The sequence below is a fragment of the Granulicella sibirica genome (assembly GCF_004115155.1).
In the GTDB taxonomy this organism is placed as follows: Bacteria; Acidobacteriota; Terriglobia; order Terriglobales; family Acidobacteriaceae; genus Edaphobacter; species Edaphobacter sibiricus.
Window position 1 is genome coordinate 1,017,969 of sequence record NZ_RDSM01000001.1, and the last position, 26,678, is coordinate 1,044,646.

Annotated in this window: 25 protein-coding genes; 11 read left to right on the top strand and 14 right to left on the bottom strand. The window is 62.1% G+C overall.

The genetic code is table 11. From position 1 onward, the window contains the following. Positions 1–95 precede the first annotated feature (95 nt). Positions 96–1,121, top strand: coding sequence for a thiamine-phosphate kinase (gene thiL, locus GRAN_RS04235; RefSeq protein ID WP_241654327.1), 1,026 nt, complete (start codon positions 96–98; stop codon positions 1,119–1,121). On the opposite strand, the gene GRAN_RS04240 is transcribed toward thiL, so the two are convergent. Next, complete coding sequence (locus GRAN_RS04240; RefSeq protein ID WP_128911737.1) at positions 1,111–1,698, bottom strand: DinB family protein; 588 nt, start codon at positions 1,696–1,698, stop codon at positions 1,111–1,113. The two genes, thiL and GRAN_RS04240, sit on opposite strands and share 11 nt — an antisense overlap. A gap of 86 nt (positions 1,699–1,784) precedes the next feature. On the opposite strand from GRAN_RS04240, the gene GRAN_RS04245 reads away from it, so the two are divergent. Together GRAN_RS04245 and GRAN_RS04250 are read left to right on the top strand one after the other, a co-directional pair. Next, positions 1,785–2,921, top strand: a complete 1,137-nt coding sequence (locus tag GRAN_RS04245) for a cystathionine gamma-lyase (RefSeq protein WP_128911738.1) — start codon at positions 1,785–1,787, stop codon at positions 2,919–2,921. After that, on the top strand, positions 2,918–3,499 hold the full coding sequence (locus tag GRAN_RS04250) for a hypothetical protein (protein ID WP_128911739.1): 582 nt from the start codon (positions 2,918–2,920) through the stop codon (positions 3,497–3,499). Before GRAN_RS04245 ends, GRAN_RS04250 begins: the two co-directional genes overlap by 4 nt. 93 nt (positions 3,500–3,592) lie before the next feature. Here the strand turns inward: GRAN_RS04250 and GRAN_RS26585 are convergent, their stop codons facing one another. The 3 genes from GRAN_RS26585 to rsmD all read right to left on the bottom strand — a co-directional run bounded on the left by GRAN_RS26585 (position 3,593) and on the right by rsmD (position 5,980). Further along, a complete protein-coding gene (locus tag GRAN_RS26585) occupies positions 3,593–4,090 on the bottom strand; it encodes an MFS transporter (protein ID WP_128911740.1) in 498 nt (165 codons plus the stop codon). Continuing rightward, positions 4,090–4,806, bottom strand: coding sequence for an MFS transporter (locus GRAN_RS26590; RefSeq protein ID WP_161570831.1), 717 nt, complete (start codon positions 4,804–4,806; stop codon positions 4,090–4,092). Before GRAN_RS26590 ends, GRAN_RS26585 begins: the two co-directional genes overlap by 1 nt. A 580-nt stretch (positions 4,807–5,386) precedes the next feature. After that, positions 5,387–5,980, bottom strand: coding sequence for a 16S rRNA (guanine(966)-N(2))-methyltransferase RsmD (gene rsmD / locus GRAN_RS04265; RefSeq protein WP_128911742.1), 594 nt, complete (start codon positions 5,978–5,980; stop codon positions 5,387–5,389). Positions 5,981–6,034: 54 nt separating this feature from the next. Between rsmD and GRAN_RS04270 the strand changes: the two genes are divergently transcribed. Together GRAN_RS04270 and rsmI are read left to right on the top strand one after the other, a co-directional pair. Next, complete coding sequence (locus GRAN_RS04270) at positions 6,035–7,135, top strand: CBS domain-containing protein (RefSeq protein ID WP_128911743.1); 1,101 nt, start codon at positions 6,035–6,037, stop codon at positions 7,133–7,135. Continuing rightward, complete coding sequence (gene rsmI / locus GRAN_RS04275; RefSeq protein WP_128911744.1) at positions 7,125–8,039, top strand: 16S rRNA (cytidine(1402)-2'-O)-methyltransferase; 915 nt, start codon at positions 7,125–7,127, stop codon at positions 8,037–8,039. The genes GRAN_RS04270 and rsmI overlap by 11 nt, the downstream gene beginning before the upstream one ends. A 1-nt stretch (position 8,040) precedes the next feature. Here the strand turns inward: rsmI and GRAN_RS04280 are convergent, their stop codons facing one another. After that, the gene (locus GRAN_RS04280; protein WP_128911745.1) at positions 8,041–8,445 is read right to left on the bottom strand and encodes a hypothetical protein; all 405 of its coding nucleotides are present in this window, start codon (positions 8,443–8,445) and stop codon (positions 8,041–8,043) included. A gap of 87 nt (positions 8,446–8,532) precedes the next feature. Here GRAN_RS04280 and GRAN_RS04285 point away from each other — a divergent pair, with 87 nt between their 5' ends. From GRAN_RS04285 to moeB, 4 genes are all read left to right on the top strand, one after another. Further along, complete coding sequence (locus GRAN_RS04285; RefSeq protein ID WP_128911746.1) at positions 8,533–9,468, top strand: PLP-dependent cysteine synthase family protein; 936 nt, start codon at positions 8,533–8,535, stop codon at positions 9,466–9,468. A 3-nt stretch (positions 9,469–9,471) separates the two neighbouring features. Beyond that, positions 9,472–9,957 (top strand): M67 family metallopeptidase, encoded by a 486-nt coding sequence (locus tag GRAN_RS04290; RefSeq protein ID WP_128911747.1) that lies wholly within the window; start codon positions 9,472–9,474, stop codon positions 9,955–9,957. Continuing rightward, positions 9,954–10,238 (top strand): MoaD/ThiS family protein, encoded by a 285-nt coding sequence (locus GRAN_RS04295; protein ID WP_128911748.1) that lies wholly within the window; start codon positions 9,954–9,956, stop codon positions 10,236–10,238. The genes GRAN_RS04290 and GRAN_RS04295 overlap by 4 nt, the downstream gene beginning before the upstream one ends. Positions 10,239–10,335: 97 nt before the next feature. Beyond that, positions 10,336–11,562, top strand: a complete 1,227-nt coding sequence (gene moeB / locus GRAN_RS04300) for a molybdopterin-synthase adenylyltransferase MoeB (protein WP_128911749.1) — start codon at positions 10,336–10,338, stop codon at positions 11,560–11,562. Positions 11,563–12,071: 509 nt separating this feature from the next. Here the strand turns inward: moeB and GRAN_RS04305 are convergent. From GRAN_RS04305 to GRAN_RS04320, 4 genes are all read right to left on the bottom strand, one after another. Continuing rightward, positions 12,072–13,115 (bottom strand): GNAT family N-acetyltransferase, encoded by a 1,044-nt coding sequence (locus GRAN_RS04305; protein ID WP_128911750.1) that lies wholly within the window; start codon positions 13,113–13,115, stop codon positions 12,072–12,074. A 44-nt stretch (positions 13,116–13,159) separates the two neighbouring features. After that, positions 13,160–15,031 (bottom strand): ArnT family glycosyltransferase, encoded by a 1,872-nt coding sequence (locus tag GRAN_RS04310; RefSeq protein WP_338323415.1) that lies wholly within the window; start codon positions 15,029–15,031, stop codon positions 13,160–13,162. A gap of 69 nt (positions 15,032–15,100) precedes the next feature. After that, a complete protein-coding gene (gene rbfA / locus GRAN_RS04315; RefSeq protein ID WP_128911751.1) occupies positions 15,101–15,505 on the bottom strand; it encodes a 30S ribosome-binding factor RbfA in 405 nt (134 codons plus the stop codon). 125 nt (positions 15,506–15,630) lie between these two features. Beyond that, positions 15,631–17,283 (bottom strand): alkaline phosphatase family protein, encoded by a 1,653-nt coding sequence (locus GRAN_RS04320; protein ID WP_128911752.1) that lies wholly within the window; start codon positions 17,281–17,283, stop codon positions 15,631–15,633. A gap of 245 nt (positions 17,284–17,528) precedes the next feature. Between GRAN_RS04320 and GRAN_RS04325 the strand changes: the two genes are divergently transcribed. After that, positions 17,529–19,718: a prolyl oligopeptidase family serine peptidase gene (locus tag GRAN_RS04325; protein WP_161570832.1), complete on the top strand. Its 2,190-nt coding sequence runs from the start codon at positions 17,529–17,531 to the stop codon at positions 19,716–19,718. Positions 19,719–19,728: 10 nt separating this feature from the next. Here GRAN_RS04325 and GRAN_RS04330 read toward each other — a convergent pair whose 3' ends face one another. After that, positions 19,729–20,136 (bottom strand): VanZ family protein, encoded by a 408-nt coding sequence (locus GRAN_RS04330; protein ID WP_128911754.1) that lies wholly within the window; start codon positions 20,134–20,136, stop codon positions 19,729–19,731. Positions 20,137–20,233: 97 nt separating this feature from the next. On the opposite strand from GRAN_RS04330, the gene GRAN_RS04335 reads away from it, so the two are divergent. After that, positions 20,234–21,166 carry an EamA family transporter gene (locus GRAN_RS04335; protein ID WP_128911755.1) on the top strand — a complete coding sequence of 311 codons (933 nt, stop codon included), beginning with the start codon at positions 20,234–20,236 and terminating at the stop codon, positions 21,164–21,166. Here GRAN_RS04335 and GRAN_RS04340 read toward each other — a convergent pair. The 4 genes from GRAN_RS04340 to GRAN_RS04355 form a co-directional block, all read right to left on the bottom strand. Beyond that, positions 21,163–23,406, bottom strand: a complete 2,244-nt coding sequence (locus tag GRAN_RS04340) for an AsmA family protein (protein WP_128911756.1) — start codon at positions 23,404–23,406, stop codon at positions 21,163–21,165. The two genes, GRAN_RS04335 and GRAN_RS04340, sit on opposite strands and share 4 nt — an antisense overlap. Before the next feature lie 99 nt (positions 23,407–23,505). After that, complete coding sequence (locus GRAN_RS04345; RefSeq protein WP_128911757.1) at positions 23,506–24,609, bottom strand: glycoside hydrolase family 43 protein; 1,104 nt, start codon at positions 24,607–24,609, stop codon at positions 23,506–23,508. A 40-nt stretch (positions 24,610–24,649) separates the two neighbouring features. Beyond that, positions 24,650–25,450, bottom strand: coding sequence for a family 1 encapsulin nanocompartment shell protein (locus tag GRAN_RS04350; RefSeq protein WP_128911758.1), 801 nt, complete (start codon positions 25,448–25,450; stop codon positions 24,650–24,652). Next, positions 25,443–26,513 carry a Dyp-type peroxidase gene (locus tag GRAN_RS04355; protein WP_128911759.1) on the bottom strand — a complete coding sequence of 357 codons (1,071 nt, stop codon included), beginning with the start codon at positions 26,511–26,513 and terminating at the stop codon, positions 25,443–25,445. The genes GRAN_RS04350 and GRAN_RS04355 overlap by 8 nt, the downstream gene beginning before the upstream one ends. Positions 26,514–26,678: the final 165 nt, after the last annotated feature.

A 26,678-nucleotide genomic window follows, 5' to 3' on the forward strand; every position in this document is an offset into this window, starting at 1 on the left:
GGTCCGGGCAAATCAAGTTCGCCAATCGTCATTCGTCAAACGATTTCAAGACTAAGGAATCTTTACTGGGCGTACTCGCCAAGAATAACAAACCCGTGATCGTCCCCGCAAATCCCGCTCCCCTCTCGCGATATCCTCCGATCAGCATGAAAAACGGCGAACTAGCCCTCATCGACCAGATCCGCGCCACCTTCGCCCACCGTCCAACCCCCACCATCCCCCTCGGCATCGGCGACGACTGCGCCATCCTCCGCCCGCCCCCCGGCCACGAACTCCTCGTCACCACCGACTTCACCCTCGAAGGCCGCCACTTCCGCCGCGACCTCCACCCCGCCGCCTCGGTCGGCCACCGCTGCCTCGCCCGCGGCCTCTCCGACCTCGCCGCCATGGGAGCCACCCCCCTTGCCGCCTTTCTCTCCCTCGCCCTCCCCGCGGGCCTCCCAACCACCGCAAAAGGCCGCCGCTGGATCGCGTCATTCCTGGAAGGCCTCCACACCCTGGCCCAATCTGCGAAAGTAACCCTCGCCGGAGGAGACACCTCCCAATCCCCCTCGGATCACATCCTCGCCGACATCATCCTCATAGGCACCGCCCCCACCGGAACCGCCCTCCGCCGCTCCACCGCCCGCCCCGGCGACCACATCCACGTCACCGGCCAACTAGGAGGCTCCGCCGCCGAACTCCAAACCCTCCTCACCGGCAAACGCATCCACCCCACCCAAACCAGCCCTCACTTCTACCCCACCCCACGCCTGAAACAAGGCCTCCACCTCCGCAGCCAAAAACTAGCCACCGCCTGCATTGACCTAAGCGACGGCCTCTCCACCGACCTGACCCACCTCTGCGAATCCTCCAGGGTCCGCGCCGAGATCGAAGCCGCCGCCCTCCCTATCCACCCCAAAGCCACCTTCAACCTGGCCGTAAACGGAGGCGAAGACTACGAACTCCTCTTCACCGCCGCACCCGCCACTCGGATCCCCAAGCAAATCGCCGGAGTCCCCATCACCCGCGTCGGCACCATCCACCGAGCCTCCCGCGCCAGGCCCCAAATCACCGTCCTCAACCCCGACGGCACCACCCACCCCCTCAAGGCAGGCGGCTGGGAGCACTTCAAGGCTTAGCCGATCCCGCAGCCGACCAGGGCGGCACCACCCCATTCGACCGCGCATAGGCGATCAACTGGCCAAGATGCTCATTGTTGTGGCAGATGATCCGCAGATACATCCCATCCACATCCGCGCTTTCCCCTTCAATATTGACTTTTCGCGCCAGCTCTCCCGGCTTGAGCCCCATCCGGCCCGTCTTCACCGCCTCCAGCGATCGTTTCAGCCAGTCGATCACCTCCACCTTCGAAGCGATCTTCGCTTCCGCCCCCGGAGCCATCAGTTCCGCCGGCATCTTCGACCCCATCGGCGTCAAAAGATAGTAGTTGGCGATCACGATATGCATGTACACCTCGCTGACCGATCTCACCCCCGGTGCCGGCCTCCACGCATACTTCTCCGCCGGAATCGCCTCGGCCAGCGACACCAGCAACCGCGTGACATACCGCAACTCTCCGTCATATCCCTTCCAGATCCCCTCGTTCGGATCGCTCATCGGGGTCGGCATCGCCTCGGCAGTACCCTGGGAATAAAGGCTAGTGGTAGTGACGCTCAGGAAGATCAGGGCGAATAGGAACAGGCTCTTTGCGCGCATGCAGGCACATTACCAGACAAGCGCCCGCATTACCGCTCGCCAGCCGCCAGGTTGTTCCCTAACTTCCCTCCCCATAAACTCAACTCATGCGTGACGCCACCCGGATCATCCGCTCGACCCTCACCCCCGCGGTCGCCGGCGAGCCCCTTCACCACGGCCCCGTCTTCGCCGCTCCCTTCCACACCCCCGGCGACCCCACCGGTGTCCCCTACTCCTACGCCCGCTCCCACAACCCCACCTGGACTGCGCTCGAGAAATCCATCGCCCAGATGGAGTCCGCCCCCGGCTACCGCGCCAAGGCCCTCATCTTCGCCTCCGGCATGGCCGCCGTCACCGCCGTCTTCGGAGCCGTCCTCCGCCCCGGAGACGTCTGCGTCCTGCCCTCGAACGCCTACTTCGCCGCCCGCGTCCTCCTCCAGAAGTACTTCGCCGAGATGGGCATCGTCCTCCGCATGGCTCCCACCGCCGGAAACGCCCAGGCCGAACACCTTGAAGGCGCAAAGCTCCTCTGGATCGAAACCCCCAGCAATCCCACCATGGACATCTGCGACATCGCCGCCCTCTCAGAGGCCGCCCATCGCGCCGGCTGCCTCGTCGCCGTCGACAACACCACCGCCACCCCCCTCGGCCAGAAACCCCTCGCCCTCGGTGCCGACTTCTCCGTCGCCTCCGACACCAAATCCATGACCGGCCACGGCGACCTCCTTCTCGGCCACATCGCTGTCCGCGACCTCGAACTCCACGCCAAGATCGACTCCTGGCGCACCCTTACCGGAGCCGCCGCCGGACCCATGGAAGCATGGCTCGCCCTCCGCTCCATCGCCACCCTGCCTCTGCGCCTCGAACGAAGCTGCGAAAACGCCCAGAAGATCGCCGAGTTCCTCGCCACCCGCCCCGAGGTCACGGAAGTCCTCTACCCCGGCCTCCCCACCCATCCCGGCCACGCCATCGCCCGCGAGCAGATGACCTGGTTCGGCCCCGTCATGAGTTTCACCCTCCCCACCCGTAAAGCCGCCGAAACCTTCCTCAATAAATCCTTCCTCCTCACCGAAGCCACCAGCTTCGGAGGCATGTCCACCACCGCCGAACGCCGAGCCCGCTGGGGCGGAGACGCGATTCCCGAAGGCCTCATTCGCCTCAGCGCCGGATGCGAGGCGATTGAAGACCTCCTCGAAGACATCGCCCAGGCCCTCGAAGCCGCAAACCAGATCGAAGCCGAATGAGCTCCTTCGAAACCTGGCCCCACGTCTGGTCGGTCGAAGTCCTCACCCGCCCACCCCTCATCGCCCCCGCCCGCCAGTTCACCTACCCCCTCCAGATCGCCGGAGAAGAAGACGCCCTGGCCCGCGGAGCCCTGCATCTTCTCATCCGGTCCACCCCCGGCCAGCCACCGTTCCTCGCCACCTGCGCCCTCGGATTCCGCGACCCCACCATGCCCACCGGCGTATACGCCACCCCCAATCCTCGCGAACTATGCGCCGTGGCCGGAGGCTACGCCTACCTCATCGACACCCAATCCCCGGAGGTCTCCACCCACATCCCGCTGAAACCCGTAACCGCCATCCTCCCCATCCCGACGCACGATCTCCTCATCTTCAGCAGCTTCCACACCCTCCTCGCCTGGGGCAAACAAGGCATAGCCTGGACCACCGCCCGTCTAAGCTGGGAAGGGATCACGCTGGGCGAAACCACCGCCACCCACCTTCAGGGCAAAGGCTGGAACATGCTTACCGACCGCGAACTCCCCTTCGAAGTCGATCTCCTCACCGGCCAACACACCGGCGGCGGCTTCACACCATGACCCGGCACAATCCGTGTGTGCCCTTCCCTTCCGGCAGTCTCATCGTCGGATAGGGTATCTAGCCTGGCGAGACCCTCTCTCGACCGCTAGGCGCTAAACCTCCACGACCACCTCCCGCGTAGCATCAATCCCGAACCAAATCCCCGATCCCACCACAAGCAGCCCGATCATCGGCACAAAGGGCGCGTTATACCCATAGCCTTTCACGATGTACCCATAGGCGATCGAAGACACGAAAGCCGAGAGAAACGTAGCCGTATTCATCGCACCGGTCACCGCCCCCGCATACCTCCTGCCGCCCAGATCCAGACACACCGCGAGAACCCCCGGCTGCTGCAGCGTAATCGCCCCGAAGGAAAGCGACAGGAACACCAGGGACCACATCCTCTGCTCGGTCAGCATCGCCGCCGTCAACAGGAGCGCCGCGCTCCCTAAGCCAAAGCATCCCAGCCACCGCCGCCCCCACTTCAGCCCCAACCGCCGCGTCAGCGCTTCACTCAGGAAACCGCCGCAGAAGTTCGCAGCCGCCGCCACGAGGAACGGCAGGCAAGCCAGCAGAAGCCCCGCTTCGGTAAACCCTCGCCCCTTCATTAGGTACGTCGGAAACCACGACTGAAAAAGTAAAGCGTGTACCCATAGCTCGCCGCCATCAACATCACGCACCAGAGATTCCCACTACGAAGCCCAACCATCAGCGGCAGCGCCCGATGCCCCTGGGCCACAGCCCTGGTCTCGGCGACCTCTTTGGCGCTGATCCCCGGCATCTCCGCCGGGAAGTCCCGAAACCACCAGTACCACGCCGCCGACCACGCCACACCCAGGCACCCGAACAGGTAGAACGAAGCCCGCCAGCCATACCGGATCTGGATCGGAACAACGAGCAGCGGAGCCAACGCACCGCCCAGTTGACTGGCCGTCAGCACAACACCCCACGCCGAAGTTCGTCTCTCCAGGGAGAACCATCGTGAGATCGCGATCCCTGCGTTGGGATACGCCCCCGCCTCACCCATTCCAAAGCAGAACCGAGTCACCAGGAGGATCCCGTAGCTGGACACCGCCCCGGTCAACGACGTAAACAACGACCACCAGAGCACGATCCGCGTCAGAACCCGGCGTGGCCCGATCCGATCCCCCAGCGACCCGCTCGGGATCTCAAACACCGCATACGCAACCGTGAACATCCCCGTCACCCAGCCCCACCCCACCGGCCCGATGTGCAACGCATCCTGCATCCGTGGCCCCGCAATCGCAAGGCACACCCGGTCCAGGTACGTAATCACAAGCAGAAGCGAAAGCAGACCAAGCACACGAGGTCGGTATTTCAGTCAGGAGGCCCCTCTCAGCCGGCAGATTGTAACGGTTCCCCAACCATATCAGGACCGCCTTTGCTGTCTTCCTGCCTCTCCGGCCGCATTCTCGAAGAGTTTCCTACTCCCGCTCCCGTAGCAGTTGCAGTTGCAGTTGCAGTTGCAGTTGCAGTTGCAGTTGCCCCAATGGTTGTCATTCCCGAAGGGAATCTGCGTCTGCCGTTACCTGTTCTCTACAAAATCAATCCCGAACCGAAGGTCCCCTACTCGCAGGGCATCCGCGGCAGCCCAAAAAATCTTGTCAAGAGGCAAATCGTACAAAATCAACATAACAATGAACTTAGCAATGTCCTTTTAGTTATGGTGGATCCGATACAATTAAGAAGTAGATCGAAAGCAGGCGGAGATAAGTTGGGCTCAGGCTCGAACCCGTTGCTTTGGAGATACCCCTAAACCCTTTCCCTACTAATATTTAGGGTCTAACTCCTTTGAAATCTTATATTTACGGGCGGAAATCTGCCTTATCCCATTGTAAACAATGGACTTACACCCCGGCAATGGGAGGGGGGGGGGTGGCCCCTCACACCGAACCGCGAATGCTTGAATCCACGAGAGGAATCTCGTAAAGACTAAGCGCGGCGTCCCCCTGCTTCCGCGTGTCGACGAGCTCCAGCGCTCCGAAGCGTCCAGGCATCTTCGTCCGGCTCGCATGCTCCGCGACGATAACGGCGCCAGCAGCCAGGATCACTCGACCCTTCGCGCTGCCGAAGAAGTTGAGCGTCCCGAGATACTCTTGTTCCGCCTCGTACGGAGGATCGAGAAACACGATATCGATCGTTCCCGGAAGCTTCGCGAGCCGCTGCAGCATCGCTCCCGTCCCGCGATCCTCAAGCGTGAATCCCTGGGTAATCTTCAACGTCGCAAGATTCGTACGAATCGAACCAAGAGCCGCGACAGAGTTCTCCGCGAACCAGACATGCGTCGCCCCCCGGCTGATGGCCTCGATCCCAACCGCGCCAGTCCCCGCGTAGAGATCGACAAAACGGCAACCTTCCAGCCTAGGCTGAAGGATGTTGAACAGCGTCTCCCGAAGCCGGTCGCTGGTCGGTCGCGTAGCTGTGCCCTTGGGAGAAACGAGTTGCCGTGAGCGGTGAAGACCGCCGATAACGCGCATCCCTCGATGATATGTCGCGAACTCCTCTCACGGGCAGCGCATACAATCGGAGACATGCGCGGGTGGTCTTTTCCAATCGGTCGAGTTCTTGGTGTTGAGATTCGGATCCACTCGTTCTTCCTCATCCTGCTCGGATTCTCCATCAGCTTCGGGATCTACACCTCCGGCAACGGCGGCCGAGGCTTTCTCCTCTGGTTCATCCTCGTGGCAGCCGTCCTCGTCCGCGAAGCTGCAAGAGGTCTCGCCGCAGCCTGCTACGGCCTAGAACTGCGCAGCCTCCTGCTCCTTCCAACCGGCGGTTTGCCGACCTACGCATCGACGAGCACCTACGAAAAGTCTCCCGAAGACGCGCTCCTGAAGCGAATGACCTTCGTCGGTCCCGCCGCGAACCTCGTCTTTGGAGGAATCCTCGCAGCCGTCGTCACAGCCGTCTCGCCCGAGATCAACCTCTTCTCGCGCCCGCTGGTCACGCCTGCGAGCCTGATGAAGGCCCTCGTCTGGGCGAACCTTCTCCTCGGCCTCGTGAACCTGCTTCCCGCATCCCCGCTCGACGGTGGACGTCTCGTCCCTGCAGGCTTCAACAAGCCAGGAACCAACGGACTCCTCAGCTTCGGCCAGATGATCGCCGTTGGCCTCGTGCTCATCGGAGTCCTTTCTGGCGGCGCCTGGTTCGTCATGATCGGCTTCTTCATCATGTTCGGCTCGCACCTGGAGAATCAGGGATCGCTCCTCCAGACCAGCGTCGACATGGTCAAGATGCGCGACGTCATGCTGACCGACTATTCCACCCTCTCCGCATCAGACACCCTCGAAGACGCTCTCGAGCGCGCGATCCACACTCTGCAGGACGTCTTTCCCGTCGTCCGCGGAGGCACCATCGTCGGAGCCGTCTCCCGCCAGAGCATCCTCGAAGCCCTCCAGGCAGGCGGAAACAGCTATGTACAAGGCGTCATGGCACGCACCTTCGAAATCGCCCATCCCGAAGACGCCCTGGTCAAGACGCTTCGCCGCATCGCCGGAACGGGCGGAACGCAGTTCGTCCCTGTCCTCGAGGGCGAGCGCGTCGTCGGCATCGTGACGCCGCACCATCTCTCCCAGTCCATCCGGCTGCGGAGCCAGCTTCCCAGGCGCGGGCGGGAACGCGATGACCGCTGACGTCCCAGAACCATTCGACGACGATCTAGCCCTGGCACAGCGCGGCAAAGACCGTCCACTCGCGCCGGGCCTCTACCTCGTCGCGACACCAATCGGCAACCTCGAAGACATCACGCTGCGCGCACTCCGAGTCCTGCGTTCCGTTGATCGGATCGCCTGCGAGGACACGCGCCAGACCCAGAAACTGCTCCACTTCTTCGGCATCCAGACCCCGATGGTCAGCTACCACATGCACAACGAGTTCGCCCGCTCCGAGGAGCTTGCCGCCGAACTCCGTGCCGGAGCCCGCATCGCCGTCGTGAGCGACGCCGGGACCCCAGGCATCGCCGATCCTGGAGGACATCTCGCCGCCGCAGCCATCGCCGCCGGAGTCCCCGTCTTCCCTGTTCCCGGAGCCAACGCAGCAATCAGCGCGCTGATAGCCAGTGGCCTCTCCACCGAGCGCTTCACCTTCCACGGATTCCTGCCTGCCAAGCAGGGGCAGCGCAGATCAGCCCTGGAAGCCCTGGAGCGGAGCGGAACGACCCACATCTTCTACGAGGCTCCGCACCGCATCCTCGACACCCTCACCGACGTCTCCGCCGTATTCGGCGACGCGCAGCCGATCGCGCTCGCCCGCGAGCTCACCAAGCTGCATGAGGAGTTCCTGCGTGGGCCCGTGAAAGAGGTGAGTTCCACGCTGGCTGCCCGCTCGCTGGTTCGAGGCGAGATCGTCCTCCTGCTCGCGCCTGTCCAGGAGACCGAAGCCGCCGAAGCGGCAAGCATCGCATCCGAAGTTGCCGTGTTACAGAAAGCCGAAAACCTGAGCGAGATGGACGCTCTGAAGCGTGTCGCCAAGGCGCGCGGAATCGGCAAGAGCGAGGCTTACCGCGAACTGCAGCGCGAGCAGCGCCGAATTCGCTGAGCTACTCGCGGCCGGCTACGCGGTCGTAGAGGTATCGATCGCTCGTAGTACCAAGCGATTCGTTGTAAAGGCTCATCCCGCCCGAAGCCTCTTTCAACTCTTCGCTAAAGCTATGCAGTGAACGGAGATGATCCGCCGTGGCGGGAATCTCGAGGTGCGTCGTCTTCAGAAATTTCTGATAGCCGCGATCGACAATCCGGGCGATTTCCCCGTTTAGCAACCAGCCTGGACGAACCAACAGGTCGACTCCGCCGTCCTTCGCGGCCGCGATTTCGGCGGCGCAGCCGTATTTCCGCACCTGGAAGCTCCCTCGTGAACCCTGAGAGGCGGGAGCGACATCAAAATGCTGAGTGCCGAGCGTGGAAAGGACATCCTGGAAGGTGCGCTGCTGCGTCTTCTTTGCCATAAGTTAGACTCGGTTTAACCATCGCACATCCGCTGCCTGCCATCAATCGGCAACGCGGAGAAGCCCCGGAGAGAAACCCAGGCCAGCATGATCACCACAGTGAAATCTCTCGGCACGAACATTCTCGATCGCATCGGGAACACCCCTCTGGTGCGTCTCGACCGGCTGGCCGCTCACCTCGACGGCATCCAGATCCTTGGCAAGGCTGAGTGGGCGAACCCCGGTGGCTCGGTCAAGGATCGGGCCGCTTCGGCCATCGTCGCCGACGCGCAGGCTCGCGGATTCCTCAAGAATGGGCATGGCCTGCTCGACGCGACCAGCGGAAATACCGGCATTGCCTACGCCATGCTTGGCGCGGCGATGGGCTTTCCGGTAACGCTCTGCATGCCCTCGAATGTCTCGCCCGAACGGAAGCGGATTCTCTCCGCCTATGGCGCGGAAATCGTCTGGACGAATCCGGCTGACGGATCTGACGGAGCCATTCGCGAGGCTCGCGCTCGTGCGGCAGCGGAACCGGACAAGTACTTCTATGCGGATCAGTATTCAAATGAGGCCAACTGGAAGGCGCATTACCGCACAACCGCAAACGAGATATGGGAGCAGACCGAAGGACAGGTGACGCATTTCGTCGCCGGTCTCGGGACGAGCGGGACGTTCATGGGAACGACGCGGCGGCTGAAAGAGCTCAATCCGGCGATCCAGTGCATCTCGATGCAGCCTGACTCGCCGTTCAACGGGCTTGAAGGTTTGAAGCACATGGCGACTGCAATCGTGCCGAAGATCTACGACTCGCATCTCGCGGACGAGAACATCGAGATGCCGACCGAGAACGCTTATCAGATGGCCAAGTCCCTCGCTCGGCATCAGGGACTTCTAGTCGGAATCTCCGCTGCTGGTGCGGTTGCGGCTTCGCTTGCTCTTGGTGAGCGCGAGGCGAAGGCTGGACGTGAAGCGGTGATTGTGACCATCCTGTGCGACTCGGCCGAGAAGTACCTCAGCGAACGTTTCTGGGAGGAAGGCTGATCCATGCTGCAACTCAGCTACAAGCATTACGAAGCGCTGCGCGCCCACGGCGAAGAGACCTACCCGAACGAGTGCTGCGGCGTTCTGCTCGGCAAAGCAACCGAGGGCGGAAACGATGTGCGCGAGATCGTTCGCGCAGGCAATACCCGCACCGACTCCGCGCACAATCGCTACCACATTGCCCCACAGGAACTCGTCAAGATTCAGCGCCAGGCGCGCACTCTAGGGTTCGATATCGTCGGCTTCTATCACTCGCATCCGGATCATCCGGCGCAGTGGTCGAAGACGGATTTCGCCGAGGCCCACTGGCTCGGCTGTTCCTATGTCATTACCAGCGTCGAGCAAGGCAAGGCGGTTTTGACGAACTCGTTCTTTCTTAAAGGATCGAGCGAGGAAGACAAGAGCTTCGAAGATGAGAGCATAGAGATTGAGATCGCCGGGACGTCGCAGACCGGCGAGGTTGTTGAGATCCAGGGAGAGACGGCATGAAGATTCACATTCCTACACCTTTGCGTGCTTACACCGGCGCTCAGGAGACCATTACGCTCGAAGCAACGAGTGTGGCTGCGGCGCTCGATGCGTTGACCGACAAGCATCCAGACCTGCGCCAGCATCTCTTCACGCCGGAAGGCAAGACGCGCTCGTTCGTGAACATCTACCTCAACGACGACGACGTTCGTTACCTTCCCGAGAAGGAACAGTCGCCCGTCAAGGAATCCGACGAACTGACGATCATCCCCTCGATCGCCGGTGGTTGTTGTTGTCTGTAACACCTCTCTCCTGACCTACCTCCGATTCGACATCTGAAACTTCACCTTTCGCGCATCCCGTCGCGTCCGTTCGACGCGTTTTAGAAGGACAAACACCATGCCAACAGCAGTAGAAGAACTGAAAGCCGAGCTCCCGAAGCTCACCAACGAAGAGATCTCCCGCTACTCGCGGCACCTTATCCTGCCCGAAGTGGGCTATGAGGGACAGCAGAAGCTCAAGGCCGCGCGCGTGCTATGCGTCGGCACCGGCGGCCTCGGCGCCCCGCTCGCCCTCTATCTCGCCGCCGCCGGAGTCGGAACCATCGGCCTCGTCGACTTCGACACCGTCGACGCCAGCAACCTGCAGCGGCAGATCATCCACTCGACCGCGACCGTGGGCAAGCTCAAGGTCGATTCGGCTGAGATTATGCTCCATGGCCTGAACCCCAACCTCAAGGTCATCAAGTTCAACACCATGCTCACCAGCGCCAACGCGCTCGAGATCATGAAGGACTTCGACGTGATCGCCGATGGGACCGACAACTTCCAGACGCGGTACCTGGTCAACGATGCCTGCGTCCTGCTCGACAAACCGAACGCCTATGGTTCGATCTTCCGCTTCGAAGGCCAGGCGAGCGTTTTTGCGACCAAGGAAGGTCCTTGCTATCGCTGCCTGTATCCTGAGCCGCCGCCGCCGGGTCTTGTGCCTTCCTGCGCGGAAGGTGGAGTCCTCGGCATCCTTCCAGGGCTCGTTGGCGTTATCCAGGCCACCGAGGTCATCAAGTTGATCCTTGGGATCGGCGAGACGTTGGTGGGCCGGCTGTTGCTCGTTGATGCGTTATCCATGGGATTCCGGACGCTCAAGCTGCGGAAGAACCCGGACTGCCCGGTCTGCGGCACGCATCCGACGGTCACCGAACTGATCGACTACGACCAGTTCTGCGGCGTCCCGAAGCCGACCGAGGTTGGTCCGCTTGAGATTGCCCAGAACCAGGCTGTGGCCGAACTTCCGGTGGTCGATGGCATTCCGCAGATCAGCGTTGAAGGGCTCAAGAAGAAGATGGACGACAAGGAAGACTTCTTTCTGCTCGACGTCCGTGAACCGCATGAGTATCCGATCGCGAATCTTGGAGCGCCGTTGATTCCGGTTGGCGAGATCGAAAAACGCGTTGGCGAAATCGCCGACCAGAAACATCGTCCGGTGTTCGTTCATTGCCGTTCGGGAGCGCGAAGCCAGAAGGCCGCGGTCGCGCTCGTGAAGGCTGGATTTACGAACGTCACCAATGTATCCGGTGGAATTCTGGCCTGGGCGGACAAGATCGATCCATCCATGCCCAAGTACTAATGTTCCTTCGTCCCTGACAAGCCCACGAGTCTTCCGGATCGTGGGCTTTCTTGTTTTAGAAGTACCCCTCCCCCCTCCCATAGCCCGCGTCCAAGTCTTTTCTTTTGTGCTGTTTACGCATGGTATCCGCCTGCAAGTATTAGTAAGGAAAAGACTTACACGCAAATATTAGATATAAAACAACTTACGGCCACACCTCTCAAAATCTCCCTTGTGAAAATAACGAAAGGCCGGGGCTTGAGGCCCGGCCTTTTTCTTCGACTGCTTTAATTGTAGATCACTCACCGTAACTTAAAGGACATTTACAAGTGGCTTGTTTTGTTTACTTTGCGCGATTTAGCTCTTGACAAGATTTTTGGTTTCGCTTTTGGGGGCCTGCGGCGGGAAACGGAGCCATGCATTCCCTTTGGAATGATCGCTGGAAGGCGAGGACCGTGGCAACGGCGAGGGCAGACGCAGATTCCCTTCGGGAGTGACAACAAGAAAGGCAGCGTTCTCCCGTTCGCGGCTTAGCGGCGAAGGACGTGGGACGGCGGTTCTTCGAAGGTGTTTGCTGAGAGGCTGTCGCGCAGGCGCGAAGAGCTGTGGACGTGGGCGTCGAAAGCGTGGCGGGTCTGGAAGCCGCAGGCGCGGTAGAGATCGACGGCGCCCTGGTTGGCTTCTGTCACGGTGAGGGTGATGGCGGCGCATCCGCGCTGCGCCAGTTCGAGCATAGTGTGACGGATGAGGAGGTTGCCGAACTTGCGACCGCGCCAGTCCTTGCGCACGCAGAGCTGGGTGATGTGCGCCGTGTCCTGGCGAACGCGCGAGCTCAGGAGGAGGGCGATGATGGAGCCGTCGCGGAGGTCGCGAAGGATCCACGAGGACCTGGCGTCGAATACGCCGCATCCCGGAAAACGAACGATGTTGTGGAGGAAGCGCTGGGAGCCGTGAAGGGAGCGGTACTGATCGTTGATGGTGGCGTCGATGTGCCCGACATACGCGGCATGGATGAGTTCGGCGGCAGGCTGGTAGTCGCCGGGAACCCAATTGCGGAGCTCGAGAAAGTTCGGGAGTTGCGGCTTCGCGATCGCGCCCGGAGGAATGCCGCGCAGAGGAACGAGATCGACCTCCATGAAGAGACGGCGGTGGATCTGGAAGTTGGCGGCGCGAAAAGGCTCGTTGATACTACCGGTGTCATAGAGCAGAAGCTGGGACTCGATGCGATCGATATCCGGGGAGTGCTCCAGGACTGAAAGGAGTTGGCGCAGGAGTTCGTGCGTCGTTTCCATGGCGGGCATGACGGAGTTATCGAGGGCGTAGGCATCGCCGACGACCGCCTTGTATCCCTCGTAGACGCAGAAGGTGAAGCCGCAGATCTTGCCGCGATCAAGGGCGACGAAGCCGGGAAGGACGCGCGAATCGAGATACTGGAGGAGGAGTTCGGTAGCTTCGTCGTAGTTCCATCGAAGGCGATTCTGCCAGACGCGGGCTTCGTGCTCGAGCAGGGGCCGGAGCTGGCGTCCGGAGAAGTGACGGACGTCCAGGATCTCGAGTTCCGTCTTAACCGCCATGCTTGCCACGATGTGCCGCCCCTACCCTAGGTTACTGCATCGGGCTATCGGATCGGCCCGGCAGCGAGTTCCGCCGTGGATGCCGGCAGGGCCGACGCGGTTGCGTCGTTCGCGTACACCCGGTAGATCTCAAGCCCCTGTGACTCATACAGGAATAGAGGTTTGTAGATGCGCCCGGCAAGATAGCGATCCAGAGTTTCCGTGTCATTCGCACGGAGGACCAGCAGATGTTCACCCTGTGGAACTCCGTCGACCGGATAGTGGACAGTCGGACGGTTGCGGTAAAAGGCGAGACCGTAGTCCATGTCACGCTTCACATTTTGAAGCGCGACGACCTCGACACCGGGAGCCTGGCGGGCGATCTCGTTGGCGAGGGGGCGAGCCGAGTAGTTGAGATCAAGCTCCTTGCCGTAGAAGCCGAGAAGGAAGATGAGCGTCGCGACGACGGGGATCAGCGTCGCGTTGGTCATCTGCGTCGTTCCCCAGCGGCGGGTCATGAAGAGAACAACGGCGCCCATGGTGACGGCGGCGACGCCCGCGCAGACGAGCCATAGCGCCGAGGGAACGAGCGTCTCGTACTTCATATGCTGTGGGGCAAGGACGAGAACGAATACCAGGACAGCGCAGACGATGGCGTGGGACCAGAGAAGCGAATTGGTGAGGCCGCGGCGGCGGATGCGGTTGAGATAGTCGCCGGTAAGGATGGTGATGGGAGGGATGGATGGGAGGATGTAGCCGGGGAGTTTGGAGCCGGAGAAGGAGAAGAAGAGGATGGGAAAGAGAGCCCAGAGGACGAGGAACTCGGGAAAGGCGTCGCCGGCGCGGGAATGACCGAGATAGCGTTTGGGGTCTTTGCGGACGCGCCACTCGGCGAGGCAGACCTGGAGTGCGCTGAAGAGGGCCCGGATGGAGACGACGGTCCAGGGCATGAGGCCGAGGATGAGGACGGCCAGGTAGTACCAGAAGGGTTGATGGTGCTGGTACCGGTTGGTGGCGAAGCGCTCGAGGTTGTGTTCGAGAAAGAAGGATCGATAGAAAGTCGGGTTGCGCTTCTGGACGGCGATGTACCAGGGCAGGACCATGACGAGGTACAGGATGATGCCGGGAACCCAGATGGTTCGCCGGAGAGCCGACCACTCGCGGCGCAGGCCGAGGAAGAGGCTGATGATGGCGAGCGCGAGGAACGGGGCGACGGGTCCCTTGGCGAGGGTGGCCGCGGCTCCGAAGAAGTAAAGGTCGAAGAGCCAGAACTTCTTACCGGTCTCGTACCAGGCATACCAGCCGAGCATGCCGATGCAGAAGGGCGCGGCGAGCTGCATGTCCGTCGACGCGCCGCGGGCGAAGGCGATGATGGCAAGGGAGGACGCGGTGATCAGCGCCGCGTCGAGCTGCCCGCCCGGGCGGAAGCGCTTCATGTGCAGGTAGATCAGGAAGATGAGTGCAAAGGCACCGGAGGTGGAGGGCAGGCGGGCAGACCAGTCGGAGACGCCGAACTCCTTGAAGAAACCCATCGCGCGCCAGTAGTAGAGGGCAGGCTTTTCAAGCCAGGGCTGGCCATAGAGCACGGGCGTGACCGTTCCGCCAAGGATGCAGTGGTAAGCCGCCTCAATGTCGGCGGGGCGGAGGCTGCCGGGCCACATGCTGGTGTGAGCGGCAGCGCATGCCTCCTCGTGCGAGGCAAGCATCTCGCGCGCGATCTGCGCGTAGCGTGGCTCGTCGGCGCCGACGAGACCGAGGCGGTCGCCGCCCGTGAGCGGGGAGAGGCCGAAGCAGAGGAGAAACAGGCTGACGCCGAGGAGAATGCAAAACTCCCACACCACCGCAGGGGCGGGAAGCTGGAACACGTGACGCAGCCGGTCGGAGAGCCCGGAAGATGGTCGCGCGTCGGAATCGGCGGGTTGCTGGATCGTGGTCACGATCGTTTTGTCAAAGCGAAACAAGGCTATCAGAGCGGGTAGGCCTCGATGGCGCGCGGCGTGAACTTTTTACGGCTTCGCGGCTGGCGGGTCGGATGGGGCGGAAAATTTCTTCTCGCGTTTGCGCATGCGGCCAAGCAGTTCGTCCATGCGACCAGTCATGCGTTCGGAACGGTCGATGGCGAAGGTGAGCTCGGGAATGTGGCGGACGCCCATGCGGTCGCGGAGCTGGGACCGGATGTACTCGCGGGCGGTCATGAGGCCGGCGAGCGTTTCGTCTTCTTCAGCCTCGTTGCCCTGTACGGCGACGAAGATGCGGGCGGATTTGCCGCCGGGAGCGAGGACGACTTCGGTGACGTGTGCGGATGCAATACGTGGGTCAGAGAGCTCGCCCTCGAGCATCGCACCGATCTCTTCCGAGAAGGTGTTGGCGACGCGATTGCGGTGATACTGTCGGGCTCGTGGTTCGGGCATGGTGTTTCTATGATAAATGAGATATCGGCGGATGGTGAAGTCTTGTCCATGCGCGAGAATTCGACCTTGGCTCGCGTGAAACATCTCGGGATTGTTGGCTGTTCGGCGGAAGCGCGGGGTTTGGGTTAGGGCTTCCTCGGGGCGGGTCCCGCAGGCTCGGGACGGATGGCTTCGGTTAGAACGCGGCCGACAGCGGCGCTGGGCCGGTTCACGCGCAGGAGCGAGGCGAAAGTGGCGGCGATATCGACCGGCGCGACCATCCCGTGGTAGGTGCCGGGAATGATAGCCGTACCGAAGAGATCGAGGGGGACGTGGCGGTCGTAGCTGTTGGCGGAGAAGTGGGTGGTCCCGGTGTCGTGGCCTGGAAACTGGTATGGCCCAAAGTTGAGATGGAGTGCCCAGCCGATGTTCGGCGAATAGCTATGGGCAACGAGGCGACCGTACTGGGTATCGGGGAGCAGGCCGTCGCGCATCTGGATCGTGGTAAAGACGTGGGTGAGTGCCGGGGGTTCGGAGCGATGACCGGGGCCCGAGGCGCGGTCGGCGGCCTTGATGTCGCTGAAGACCTTTTCGAGCATCGCTTTCGTCGTGTTCTCGGCTTCTTCCTCGCTGACTCCGGCAGCTTCAAAGGCCGGCGGGTTGAGGAACAGGTAGGGATTGTCCATCTGGAGGAGGTACTCCCCTTTTCCCTTGAGCGGATATTTCGCCTCGAGCATGGATTCGAGAGGCGTGGTGAAGACGCTGGCGGAGAAGGCAGAGACGGGCATCCCGACGGCGTCGCCTGCCTGCTGGGTAACCGCTACGCCATGATCGCCGGTCATGGCGACCATGACGTTCTTGAGGCCCACTGTCGTATCGAGCCAGGTGAAGAAGCTGTCAAGGGCGGCGTCTGACTGGACGATGAGGGCTTTCTGCGAGGGGTCGTCGGGCCCGAGGGCGTGGCCGTTGATGTCAGTCGACGAGATGGAGATGGTGATGAGGTCCGGGGTGCCCGCCGGGTTGCGGCCTAGCTTTTCGGCGTCGATGAGGGTCTTTGCGAAGTCGAGCTGGTATGTGACGCTGGCGACGGACTGTCCAACCTTCTCGTAGAAGCTGCCGGTAGCGACTCCGCTCTCCTTGCGCGCCTGCGCGGCGCGGCCGCTGGCGTTGAACTTCGTGGCCCACTCGGGAAGCTGGTTCATCCAGTAGGTCGACGTCTGCCATTGGCCGGAGTCGTGATCGACCCAGAAGGCGCCTTTGCTGGCGTGGCCGCTGGTGAGGATGGCGGCTCGATCCTTGAGCGACACGCCGTAAACACGGGAGCGGCCGCCGGTGGCGAGGACGAGCTCGTCGCCAAGAGTCGTCGCCATTTCGCGGTAGGGAGAAGCGCCGATGAGGTTCTTTGTGCCCTCGGGCGCGCCGACGAGCTTGTAGCGGGGATCATCGACCGAGCTGATGGAGTGCATGACGCCATCGGGGCCAGGCTCATACCACTCGTTGAGCGGAACCTGGTGGCCGTCGGTGTAGGCCCCGGTGCCGATGGTAGCGTGGCCTGCGGCGGTGACGAGATTGGCGTAGTCGTAGTAGCAGTCGGTGAAGTGGGCACCCTGTTTGAGAAACAGGTTCCAGCCGTTCTTTGCCTTGAAGCCGGCGCGATAGCGGTCGAGATAGTCGCCGCGAAATTGATCGAAGACGAGGATGACGACGAGCCTGGGGTTGTCATCGTAGGCGTCTGCGTGGGCGGGGATGGAGAGCGCAAGGATGATGAGGATCGCGACGATACGGGTGACGAACGACATGGAGCGTTTCTCCTCGGAAAAGCAGACAGGCCTGCAGGATGTGCTCGTGAAGGAACGCTCCGCGACAGGTTCATCGTACTAAAGAAGCTTCTTCCCCCGAACTTCCCGGGGGCACCGGCACAAGGCTTCGAAACGAAAGCGCGGATGCTCTCACCACCTTCGGGATGAGCCCTGGCTGTCGGGCTGAACCAGCGTGCGATACTTCCATCCTGGCCCAAATTTCCCCTCTTTCCCGGAGTGATCCGATGCACCGTCTCGCTGGATTTTTCCTGCTTGCCTCTCCTGCCTTCGCTTTAGCCCAGGTTCCGGCCACGGCTCCGGTCGCGCCGGTTCGACCGGTTACGGACAGCTACTTCGGCACCACAGTGACCGATCCGTACCGCTGGATGGAGACAAGCACGGACGAATTGCAGGCCTATATGCAGGCACAGAATGCGGTCACGGCGCAGACGCTTCAGCCCTTCGCCGCACAGGACGCGCAGATTCTCGATGAGTTGACCAAGCTATCCGATACGGTGACGCAGACCGGAGGCGTGGTGCGTGCGCTCGATCAATACTTCTACCGTGACCTGCCTCCGGGAAAGAGCGATGCGCGGTTGATGACGCGGCCAGTCAGCGGAGGGAGTGCCCGGCTGCTGCTCGACCCGGCCACGCTGGCCGAGGGCGGCAAGCACGCGGCAATCGACTACTTCGTTCCCTCACCGGATGGAAAATACCTCGCGGTGGGAGTCTCGCTTGGAGGATCGGAGAACTCGGTGCTGCGCGTGCTTGACACGACGACGGGGGCGCTCCTGAGCGAGGCGATCTCGCGGGCGCAGGACGCCGAACCCGCCTGGACGGACGACAGTAAATTCTTCTACTTTTCACGCCTGCAGCCAATGGTCCCGGGCGCGCCGGCGTCCACGAAGTACGACAACAGGCGGGTCTATCTGCACCGCATTGGTCTGCCGGAAGATACCGACCAGGCAGTCTTTGGGCCTGATGTGACGAAAGATCCGGTCCTTCCGAAGAATGGCGACGTCTTCGTTTTGCCCGTACCGGGAACGAAGATGCTGCTCGCGGGACAGGTCTCCGGGGTCGTCGAGACGCCGGCGCTATGGCTGCGCACGACGGACCGTGGCGCCTGGACGCCGGTGGTGAAGCACGAAGACGGCATGATGGACTTCGCGCTCCACGGAACGCGCCTTTACATCAAGACCAAGAGCGGGGCGAACGGTGCGGTCAGCAATGGCCGTGTGGTCGCCTTCGATCTCGCGAAGGAGACGTTCGCCGACGCCCACGTGTTGCTGCCGGAGAGCAGCCTCGTGCTCTCGAGCAGAACAGGATCAGGCCTGGCCGCCGCAAGCGATGCGTTGTACGTCTACGGCTTTCGCGACGGGCTCGGGGTGGTTACGCGGATCCCGTATGAGCACGAGGCGGAACACGTGGAGTTGAAGCTGCCTACCTCGGGAACGGTCCTCTCGGCGGACGCCGATTATCGCAGGCCCGGCGTCACCATGGCGATGATGGGATGGACGACGCCGAAGCTCATCTATGCCTATGCGCCGGAGACACGCAGCTTCGCGGACACCGGACTGCAGGCTCCGAATCCAATCGACATGTCAGGGGTGACGACAGCGGAGGTACAGGCGAAGAGCGCTGACGGGACGATGGTGCCGCTCTCGATCCTCTACCGCAAGGGCCTCGCGATGGATGGGTCGCATCCTACTCTGGTCGAAGCCTATGGCGCGTATGGAACGTCCATTCCACCGTTCTTCGATCCTTCCCTGCTGCCGTGGCTGAATCGCGGCGGCGTCTTCGCGCTCGCGCATGTGCGGGGTGGAGGCGAGCGTGGCGAGGCGTGGCATCTGGCCGGGATGAAGACGACCAAGCAGCACACGATCGATGACTTTGTGGCGTGCGCGCAGTATCTGATCGACAGACGCTATACCTCGCAGCCGCATCTTGCCGTGTCTGGAACGAGCGCGGGCGGCATTGCGGTGGGCGGCTTCCTGACGCAGCATCCCGAGATGCTCGGCGCGGTCCTTTACCGGGTGGGCATCACGGATATCCTGCGGAGCGAGAAGCGCTCGAGCGGAGGCATGAACGCCTTCGAATACGGATCGGTCTCGGTCGAACCGGAGTTCCGCGCGATGTATGCGATCAGCCCCTATGCCCATGTGAAAGACGGCGCGAAGTATCCGGCTGTACTGCTGGAAACAGGCGCGAACGACCCAAGGGTGACGAGCTGGATGTTGACGAAGATGACAGCGCGCCTGCAGGCGGCGAACGGGTCAACGAATCCAATTTTGCTCCGCGTGGACTTCGACGCCGGCCATGGCATCGGATCGGGACGGAAGCAAGCGCTGAAGCTTCAGGCCGACGAATATACGTTTCTTGGTTGGCGGCTTGGGATGGGCGGTTTCAGCGGCGCAACGACCGCGGGCACGCATTAAGAACCGCGGATCACTCCCGACGAGAGCTTTGCTGTATCCCGCGTGCTTTCGGAAGAGCAAGGATTGTCCCGAGAAGAACCCCTATGCTGTCGGTGACGATGTCCAGCCATTCCAGACTGCTGCCGTAGATAAGGTGCTCTCCCACCTCGATCGCGAGTCCGGAGAGAATCGCCACGAAGAACAGGACAAGGCTGACCTGGCGCGACCAGGAGGCGCGCCCCGCGACGTAAGCGACGACCGTAAAGGCGAGGACGTGACCGAGGCTGTGGAACCTGCCCATCGTGTGCAGCGTCGACTTCCCACTCTCCGGCAGGAAGGAAAGAAAGATCAGGGCTGGAAACAGGACGCACCCCAGCAGGATAAAGGGAACCCTGCTGCTCCGTGACTTGGGCGCGTTCGTCTCCGCGGAAAAGGCCATTCCCCTATTGTCGCCTCATGGGTTTCGAAAACACCACTCTCGCGCGCAAAAGGGCTGTAAGAACGCCCAGATACGGAACTTGATAGAGTTAGCTTCCATGGAGAAAAGTACTGTTCGCCCGGCGTGGAAGACGCTGCTGGCGTTCGCGATTATCTATCTCGTGTGGGGCTCGACGTTTCTCGCGATTCGCGTGGGAGTACACGAGGTTCCCCCCTTTCTCCTCGCGGCAATGCGGTTTCTGGCGGCGGGCCTTGTGCTCTTCGGCTGGACGATTGCCAGGGGCGAGCGGCCGCCGAATCCGCGACAGTGGCTGTCGGTCTCGCTGATTGCGCTCCTGATCTTCGTCTTCGACTACGGGCTCCTCTTCTGGGCGGAGCAGCGCGTCCCGTCCGGCGTCGCCGCCGTCATGATGGCGACGATTCCCGCGTTCATGGCGCTCGCGGAGATCGTCTTCCTGCGCACGCAGACGCTCACGGTCCGGCTTGCTGTCGCGCTTCTGATCGGGCTTGGCGGCGTGGCGGTGCTGATGAGCCATACCGTCGTCCTCGGAGGCGAACCCATTAACGCATGGGGCGCGGTGGCGCTGATCGTCGGCTCGGTAAGCTGGGCGATTGGCTCCGTGTTGACGCGGAAGCTGCCCCTGCCGGAGTCGAAGGGGATGAGTTCGGGCGCACAGATGCTCGTGGGTGGCGTGCTGCTCGCCCTGACATCCGCCACGCTGGGCGAACTGCGCGGATTCGATCCAGCCAAGGTCTCGCGTGAGGCCTGGTTCGCGCTGCTTTACCTGATCGTCTTCGGCTCGATCATCGGCTTCACGGCCTATGTATGGCTGATCCATCACGAGTCGCCGACAAAGGTCGGAACCTATGCCTATGTGAACCCCGTGGTGGCTGTCGTGCTTGGGTATTTCTTCGGAGGCGAACCACTTGGTTTGCGGACCGTACTCGGCACACTCTTTGTGCTGGTGAGCGTGATCGTCATCACGACGACGCCAAAGAAAGTCCCGGCTCTTTCGAGCGTAAAACCCTAGTGTTTGCCGAGCAGGCCGCCGAGCGCATTCTTCAGAGGATCACCGACCACCTTGCCATCGGACGAGCCTGACTTTTTGCCGGGGATGAATCCCTGGGCCGCGCCCAGTCCAACGCTCGTAGCGATACTCCCGATCTTCGGTGCGAAGGTGGGATTGCTGGTCGTGCCTGCGATATCGACTGGGATGCCATTCTTGAGGACGTTGCCCGCGATGCCACCGATCGATCCGAGCCCGCCGCCTCCCGCCGCTCCGCCGGGGATGAATCCCGCGAGCCCGCCGACAAGTCCGGCAACACCGCCGTTGTTCGACGCAGGCGCAGAGCCCGGGGACGTGTTGACGAGACCGGTGAGCTTCAAGAGCATGCTGTAGTTCAGTGCGCCGCCCTCGCTGACGCTCCCGGCACCCGTTGCTGTTCCGACTCCGGCGACATCGAGGGCGATCTTGTCGGTGCGGATATTTCCTGACTGCTCGCGAACATCCATGCTGAGCGAGCGGACGGTCGTACCGGAGCCCGTGGCTAAGCCGATCCTGCCTCCGGTCAGCTTCGACAGGCCCTGCAGCTTGGCACCGAGGTCGAAGCCGGCGAGCTGCGTGTTGCTGAGGCTCACCGGGCCGCTAATGATGGGCGAGGCGGTGGAACCGGATACGGTGAGTGCGGCGGTCACGGTTCCTCCTTGAAGGCGCGAGCCCTGCGGAAGGCTGACGCCAAGGGCGGGAAGGAACGCCTCGATCTCATCGATCGGCATCGCGTTTCCATTAACCTTGAGGTTAATGGCGGTGGTGGGGCCACTGGACTGATAGGTTCCGGCGAGGTTCACCGCAGCGCGTCCAACGGAGAGCGCTGCATGCTGGATCTCGCCCGTCATGGCCTGCTCGTTCTGCGCGACGGCGAACTGAGCTTCGACGGGCTTCGCGGATGGACGGCCGTTTCGGGCCAGCTTGATGTTGTCGACGTGAGCGGTACCCGTCGCGGTAAGGAGCTGGCCGTTCGACTGCACGAGCGCCTGGAGGTCGGCGAGGCCGCTGATGCCGGCGTCGGGGGCGAGAACGCCGCTGGTCTCAAGCTCGACATGCTTGAGCGTGATCTGCGCGGAAAGGGGCGTTGCTGCATTGTTCTCCGCGTTGAATGGGCCAGCCTTCCCATTGGCCGCGAGGCTTCCACCGCCGGGTAGCTGCGCTGTGAGGCTGAAGGGCGACCAGCTTGTCGGCGTGAGGTTCGTTACCTGCGCATTGAGCTGCTGGTAGACCGCGGGGGCTCCGGCCTGGCCGGCGGTGGTGAGGGTGACGGTTCCGTTCTTCACCTCCGCACTATCGACTGTCAGGCTGCGAAGCATGGTCGTGCCTTCGGGGTTGGCGCCCACGGGCTTCGGCTGCTTCGGCGTGTTCGAGCGCACGATGGCGAGATGCGGAGTGTCGACGAGGAGCTTCGTCACGTGCATCTGCTGACCGCTCCAGGCAGCGTCGAGGACGAGGTTCTCGACCAGCCCGGAGATGCCGTCGGACGCGTCGACAAAGCCGGCAGCGAGCGGATCGATGTGCTTCAACTCAAGGTGTCCGGAGAAGGGCGTCTCGGAGGCGTCCTGCTGATTGATAGGGCCAGCGGTCCCATTGGCGGTGACTGTTCCATCACCGGGAAGGTGCGCGCCGACTTTGAACGGGAACGCCTTGGTGAAGCTGAACCCGGTGACGTCGAGCGTCATCTGGTCATACACGCGGGACGGCGTGCTGGAAGCTCCGGCCGCAGCCTGCACGGAGACCGTGACGCGTCCGTCAGCGACTTCCACGTGGCCAACGCTCAGGTCCTGGGGCTGCGCTCCCGGGGTTGGCTGCTTCGTGGACGCACCGCCGATCGACGAGTAGTTCCACGTGCCGTTCGCGGCGCGGATCAGTTGAACCTTGGGCGACTGCAGGAAGAAACCTTCGATGTTGACCTCGCGGCGCAGCACAAGAGGAAGCACCTCGACGCCGATCTTCACGCTGTCGGCCTGGATGAACGGCTGGCTGCTGAACCGCGGGTCGTCGGCGATGACCGCATTTTCGGCGAGTAGGCCACCAGAGAGTATCGACAGGTTTAACTTGCCGATGGTTACCTTGCGGCCAAGGGACTTCGAAAGTTCCGTCTCGATGCGAGTCCGGAAGGAATCGGCGTTGAGGAACATGGGGAGTGCGACGGCTGCGAGAATGACGATTACAACCAGCGCCGCGAGAGCGGAAAGAATGATCTTTGTGAGCTTTCCCATACGATATCCCCCGGGCTACAAACCTTTGTGATGCGGTGAACGAAGCCTCTGTTGCCGGAGCGGGCGACTAAGTCCCTCGCTTACAACGCGACATATCATTCAGGGCTTCGGCAGTGTGCGTGGTCCGGGGCCATCCATGGTCATCTTGACGGGTTCGATGTCTCCGTTCGCGTCGAAGCGCATGGGGTCGATGGCCATCAGACGTTCGTTCGCGCCGGTTGTGCCAAGCGGGTGGCGATGGTAGATGATGTACCAGTCGTCCGTGCCCGGTATCTGCACAACAGAGTGGTGTCCCGGGCCGTTTGCGATGGCTGGGTCGGTCTGGAGGATCTTCCCGGCGCGCACAAAAGGTCCGGTCGGACTCGTGCTCTTTGCATACGCAACGCCGTAGCTGGAGTCGCCCCAGTTGCCTTCGGACCACATGAAGTAATACACGCCCTTGCGCTTGATCATGAACGGCCCCTCGACATAGTGCTCGGGCGTGATCTCCTTGTACCTCGAGCCGTCCTTCATAGGAATCACACTCTTCATATCTGGGGCGAGACGGGAGACATTGCAGTGTCCCTGGCCACCGTAATAGAAGTAGATCGAGCCATCGTCATCCTGGTAGACCATGGGATCGATGGGCTGAGCGCCGTTGTGGAACTCACCGATGAGCGGCTTGCCGAGTGCGTCGATGAAAGGGCCGCCAGGCTTGTCGCTGACAGCGACGCCGATGCCACCTGGAAAGGTGTCGGTCTTCTGAATGTCGTTCGCGGCGAAGAAGAGATAGTACTTTCCGTTGGCGTGAATCGCGGTAGGAGCCCAGACGGCATAGGCCGCCCAGGGAACGTTTTTTACGTCAAGAACATCCGGGTGTTTCGTCCAGTGCACAAGGTCAGGCGAGGAGAAAGCGTCCAGCGAGGTGTGCAGGAGATAGACCGGGTGCACAACATGCCCACTGCGCAGCTTCTGCTGCAAAGGGTTGAAGGTCTGGTTCGCCTGGGCGTCTGCGCGCTGGGTTTGAGCACCCCACTGGGGATCGAAATGAACCTCCGGGCTAGACGAAGTCGGGTAGATCCAGTACTGCCCGTCGAAGACCCGAATTTCCGGGTCGGCGTACCAACCCTGCTGCGCAAGGTTTGCGCCGGCCTGCGTCCAGGCAGCGGGAGCGAGCGAAAGAGAGACAGCAAAAAAGAGTGCGGAGCGGAGCTTCTGGCGCATGGTTCTTTCATTCTAGAGAACCCAGACCAGAAGCTCTTCTTCAGGCCGGGGAGAGTGCCACGGATGCCTCGCTGGTCAGCATGCGAAACGTGAACGTCTCCTGCAGATAGAGCTTCACCGCCGTGTCTGTGTGGCTTAGATACCCGATCGAAACGTCCTGCCCGATGACAAGCTCGAAGTCGCCGCCGCGCGTCGTCAACACGAACGCCCCTTCAATCGCCGGAGCCCAGACGATGTTGCCATCCACAAGGCGCTTCACGTGTTCGAGCACGGGGTGCCCGTTGTCGCGGGTCTCGGCAAGCTCCGTGTAGGCCTTGGCTCCCAGCAGGATTGAGTACGGTCCGTTGACGCCGACAAGTCGAAGCTGGCTCAGCGCCTGCGCGACCGCGTCGGGATACTCCCGCACATCGGCAGGCAGCGTCATCATGGGGTTGCTCGTGCCTTCGCGGATGCCCTGGATGTTGGCTTCGTTATAGCCGTTGAAGATGGCGTGGTCCTCGGCGAAGGCGATCTTCCGGGCAGCGTCCTTGGCCGGTTGCCAGTCGGAGTCGTCCGAGCCACGCTCGACGTCATCGATGGCCTCGCGCGTCAGCTCGAAGGGAACGCGCAACTCGACGAGCGGCTTCACCTCGCGCTGCCTCGCGATGATCTCTTCCCCCGGAGAGGCAATCGACACCAGGTGCCCTGTGCCCACCGCCGGCAAGGCAATGCCGCTCGGCGTCGGAACATCGACGACGCGGCGGCCAGCGAGATAGCGCTTCAGCGTGCGAGTCGTCTCCTCCTCGATCTGATCCCATGCGGCGTCCGAGATTGGTGCCAACTCCCGATGGAGGTTATTCATGTCGTTCTCCTTTGAGCGAACCGATTCCAAGTGATGTGTCGCGCCGTACCGCGGGGGCAGGCGGTTCCGGGGCTGCAGGCAGGGTTGCGATTGCCGCCGCGGGCTGTTCCTCACCAACGCCGTCGAGGAACGTGACCGATGGCGCGAAGAACAGGCCGCCCGTAACCGCCTTGCTGAAGTCGAGCAGCTTGTCGTAATTTCCCGGAGGCCGCCCAATAAACATGTTCTCGAGCATCAGTTCGGTGACGCGCGGCGTTCGGCTGTAGCCGATGAAGTAAGTCCCAAACTCTCCGCGTCCCGGCTGCCCGAAGGGCATGTTATCCCGAAGGATCTTGAGCTCTTTGCCGTTCTCCTCGATGACAGTCAATGCCGTATGGGCCGATGCCGGCTTGGTGGCATCATCGAGCTCGATATCGGTGAGCTTCTTGCGGCCGATGATGCGCTCCTGCGCCTCGGTCGAGAGGGCGTTCCATGCCTTCATATCGTGGAAATACTTCTGCACGATGACATAGCTGCCGCCAGCGAAGGCAGCGTCCTCATCACCAACAAGCGCGGACTCGAGAGCAAGGTTTCCTCTCGGGTTCTCCGTGCCATCGACGAAGCCGATCAGGTCACGATCCTCGAAGTAGCGGAAGCCCTGGACCTCATCAGCGACGGTGACCGCGTCGCCGATCTGTTCCATGATCTGCGTCGCAAGCTCGAAGCAGATGTCCATCCGCCCGGCGCGGATGTGAAAGAGAACATCGCCCGGGGTAGCCGGAGCATATCGTTCGCCGCTGCGGAACTCTCGGAAGGGATGCAGTTCCGCCGGCCGGGTCCTGCCGAACAGCTTGTCCCATACATCCGAGCCGAACGACGCGATGCACGTAAGCCCCGCATCGATGTCGCGGAACTCCACGGCACGGATGAGACCCGAGAGGCCGCTGCAAAAGGAGCGCATGATTTCGTAGCTCCCCGGCTCCGGCTTCACGGTCACCACAAGAAAGATTGCCGCGCGTGTAAGCGGCCCGAGCACAGGCTGCGCGAGAGGAAGCTGGTCCGGCTGGTTGGGAGGATTCGTCATCCGCCCTGCTTCGCTTTGCTTCGGTGGTGCTTCATGCGTCTGCCCTCATCGTCCCAACCTAAAAATACCGGATCGAGGCAGCACTTGCGATTTCAAGTAGTCGAAAATCGTCGGAAATTGGCGCATCGACAGGAAAAGAGTCGTGGGAGGCCGTCAAACTCTCGC

What these genes read in the sequence shown, in the direction of transcription:
- GRAN_RS04250 (WP_128911739.1), top strand. Translation starts at nt 2,918, where the DNA reads ATGAGCTCCTTCGAAACCTGGCCCCACGTCTGGTCGGTCGAAGTCCTC.
- GRAN_RS04350 (WP_128911758.1), bottom strand. Translation starts at nt 25,450, where the DNA reads ATGAATAACCTCCATCGGGAGTTGGCACCAATCTCGGACGCCGCATGG.
- rbfA (WP_128911751.1), bottom strand. Translation starts at nt 15,505, where the DNA reads ATGCCCGAACCACGAGCCCGACAGTATCACCGCAATCGCGTCGCCAAC.
- GRAN_RS04335 (WP_128911755.1), top strand. Translation starts at nt 20,234, where the DNA reads ATGGAGAAAAGTACTGTTCGCCCGGCGTGGAAGACGCTGCTGGCGTTC.
- rsmD (WP_128911742.1), bottom strand. Translation starts at nt 5,980, where the DNA reads ATGCGCGTTATCGGCGGTCTTCACCGCTCACGGCAACTCGTTTCTCCC.
- moeB (WP_128911749.1), top strand. Translation starts at nt 10,336, where the DNA reads ATGCCAACAGCAGTAGAAGAACTGAAAGCCGAGCTCCCGAAGCTCACC.
- GRAN_RS04345 (WP_128911757.1), bottom strand. Translation starts at nt 24,609, where the DNA reads ATGCGCCAGAAGCTCCGCTCCGCACTCTTTTTTGCTGTCTCTCTTTCG.
- GRAN_RS04305 (WP_128911750.1), bottom strand. Translation starts at nt 13,115, where the DNA reads ATGGCGGTTAAGACGGAACTCGAGATCCTGGACGTCCGTCACTTCTCC.
- GRAN_RS04240 (WP_128911737.1), bottom strand. Translation starts at nt 1,698, where the DNA reads ATGCGCGCAAAGAGCCTGTTCCTATTCGCCCTGATCTTCCTGAGCGTC.
- GRAN_RS04270 (WP_128911743.1), top strand. Translation starts at nt 6,035, where the DNA reads ATGCGCGGGTGGTCTTTTCCAATCGGTCGAGTTCTTGGTGTTGAGATT.
- GRAN_RS04340 (WP_128911756.1), bottom strand. Translation starts at nt 23,406, where the DNA reads ATGGGAAAGCTCACAAAGATCATTCTTTCCGCTCTCGCGGCGCTGGTT.
- rsmI (WP_128911744.1), top strand. Translation starts at nt 7,125, where the DNA reads ATGACCGCTGACGTCCCAGAACCATTCGACGACGATCTAGCCCTGGCA.
- GRAN_RS04245 (WP_128911738.1), top strand. Translation starts at nt 1,785, where the DNA reads ATGCGTGACGCCACCCGGATCATCCGCTCGACCCTCACCCCCGCGGTC.
- GRAN_RS04330 (WP_128911754.1), bottom strand. Translation starts at nt 20,136, where the DNA reads ATGGCCTTTTCCGCGGAGACGAACGCGCCCAAGTCACGGAGCAGCAGG.
- GRAN_RS04325 (WP_161570832.1), top strand. Translation starts at nt 17,529, where the DNA reads ATGCACCGTCTCGCTGGATTTTTCCTGCTTGCCTCTCCTGCCTTCGCT.
- GRAN_RS04285 (WP_128911746.1), top strand. Translation starts at nt 8,533, where the DNA reads ATGATCACCACAGTGAAATCTCTCGGCACGAACATTCTCGATCGCATC.
- GRAN_RS26585 (WP_128911740.1), bottom strand. Translation starts at nt 4,090, where the DNA reads ATGAAGGGGCGAGGGTTTACCGAAGCGGGGCTTCTGCTGGCTTGCCTG.
- GRAN_RS04280 (WP_128911745.1), bottom strand. Translation starts at nt 8,445, where the DNA reads ATGGCAAAGAAGACGCAGCAGCGCACCTTCCAGGATGTCCTTTCCACG.
- GRAN_RS04355 (WP_128911759.1), bottom strand. Translation starts at nt 26,513, where the DNA reads ATGACGAATCCTCCCAACCAGCCGGACCAGCTTCCTCTCGCGCAGCCT.
- GRAN_RS04290 (WP_128911747.1), top strand. Translation starts at nt 9,472, where the DNA reads ATGCTGCAACTCAGCTACAAGCATTACGAAGCGCTGCGCGCCCACGGC.
- GRAN_RS04320 (WP_128911752.1), bottom strand. Translation starts at nt 17,283, where the DNA reads ATGTCGTTCGTCACCCGTATCGTCGCGATCCTCATCATCCTTGCGCTC.
- GRAN_RS04295 (WP_128911748.1), top strand. Translation starts at nt 9,954, where the DNA reads ATGAAGATTCACATTCCTACACCTTTGCGTGCTTACACCGGCGCTCAG.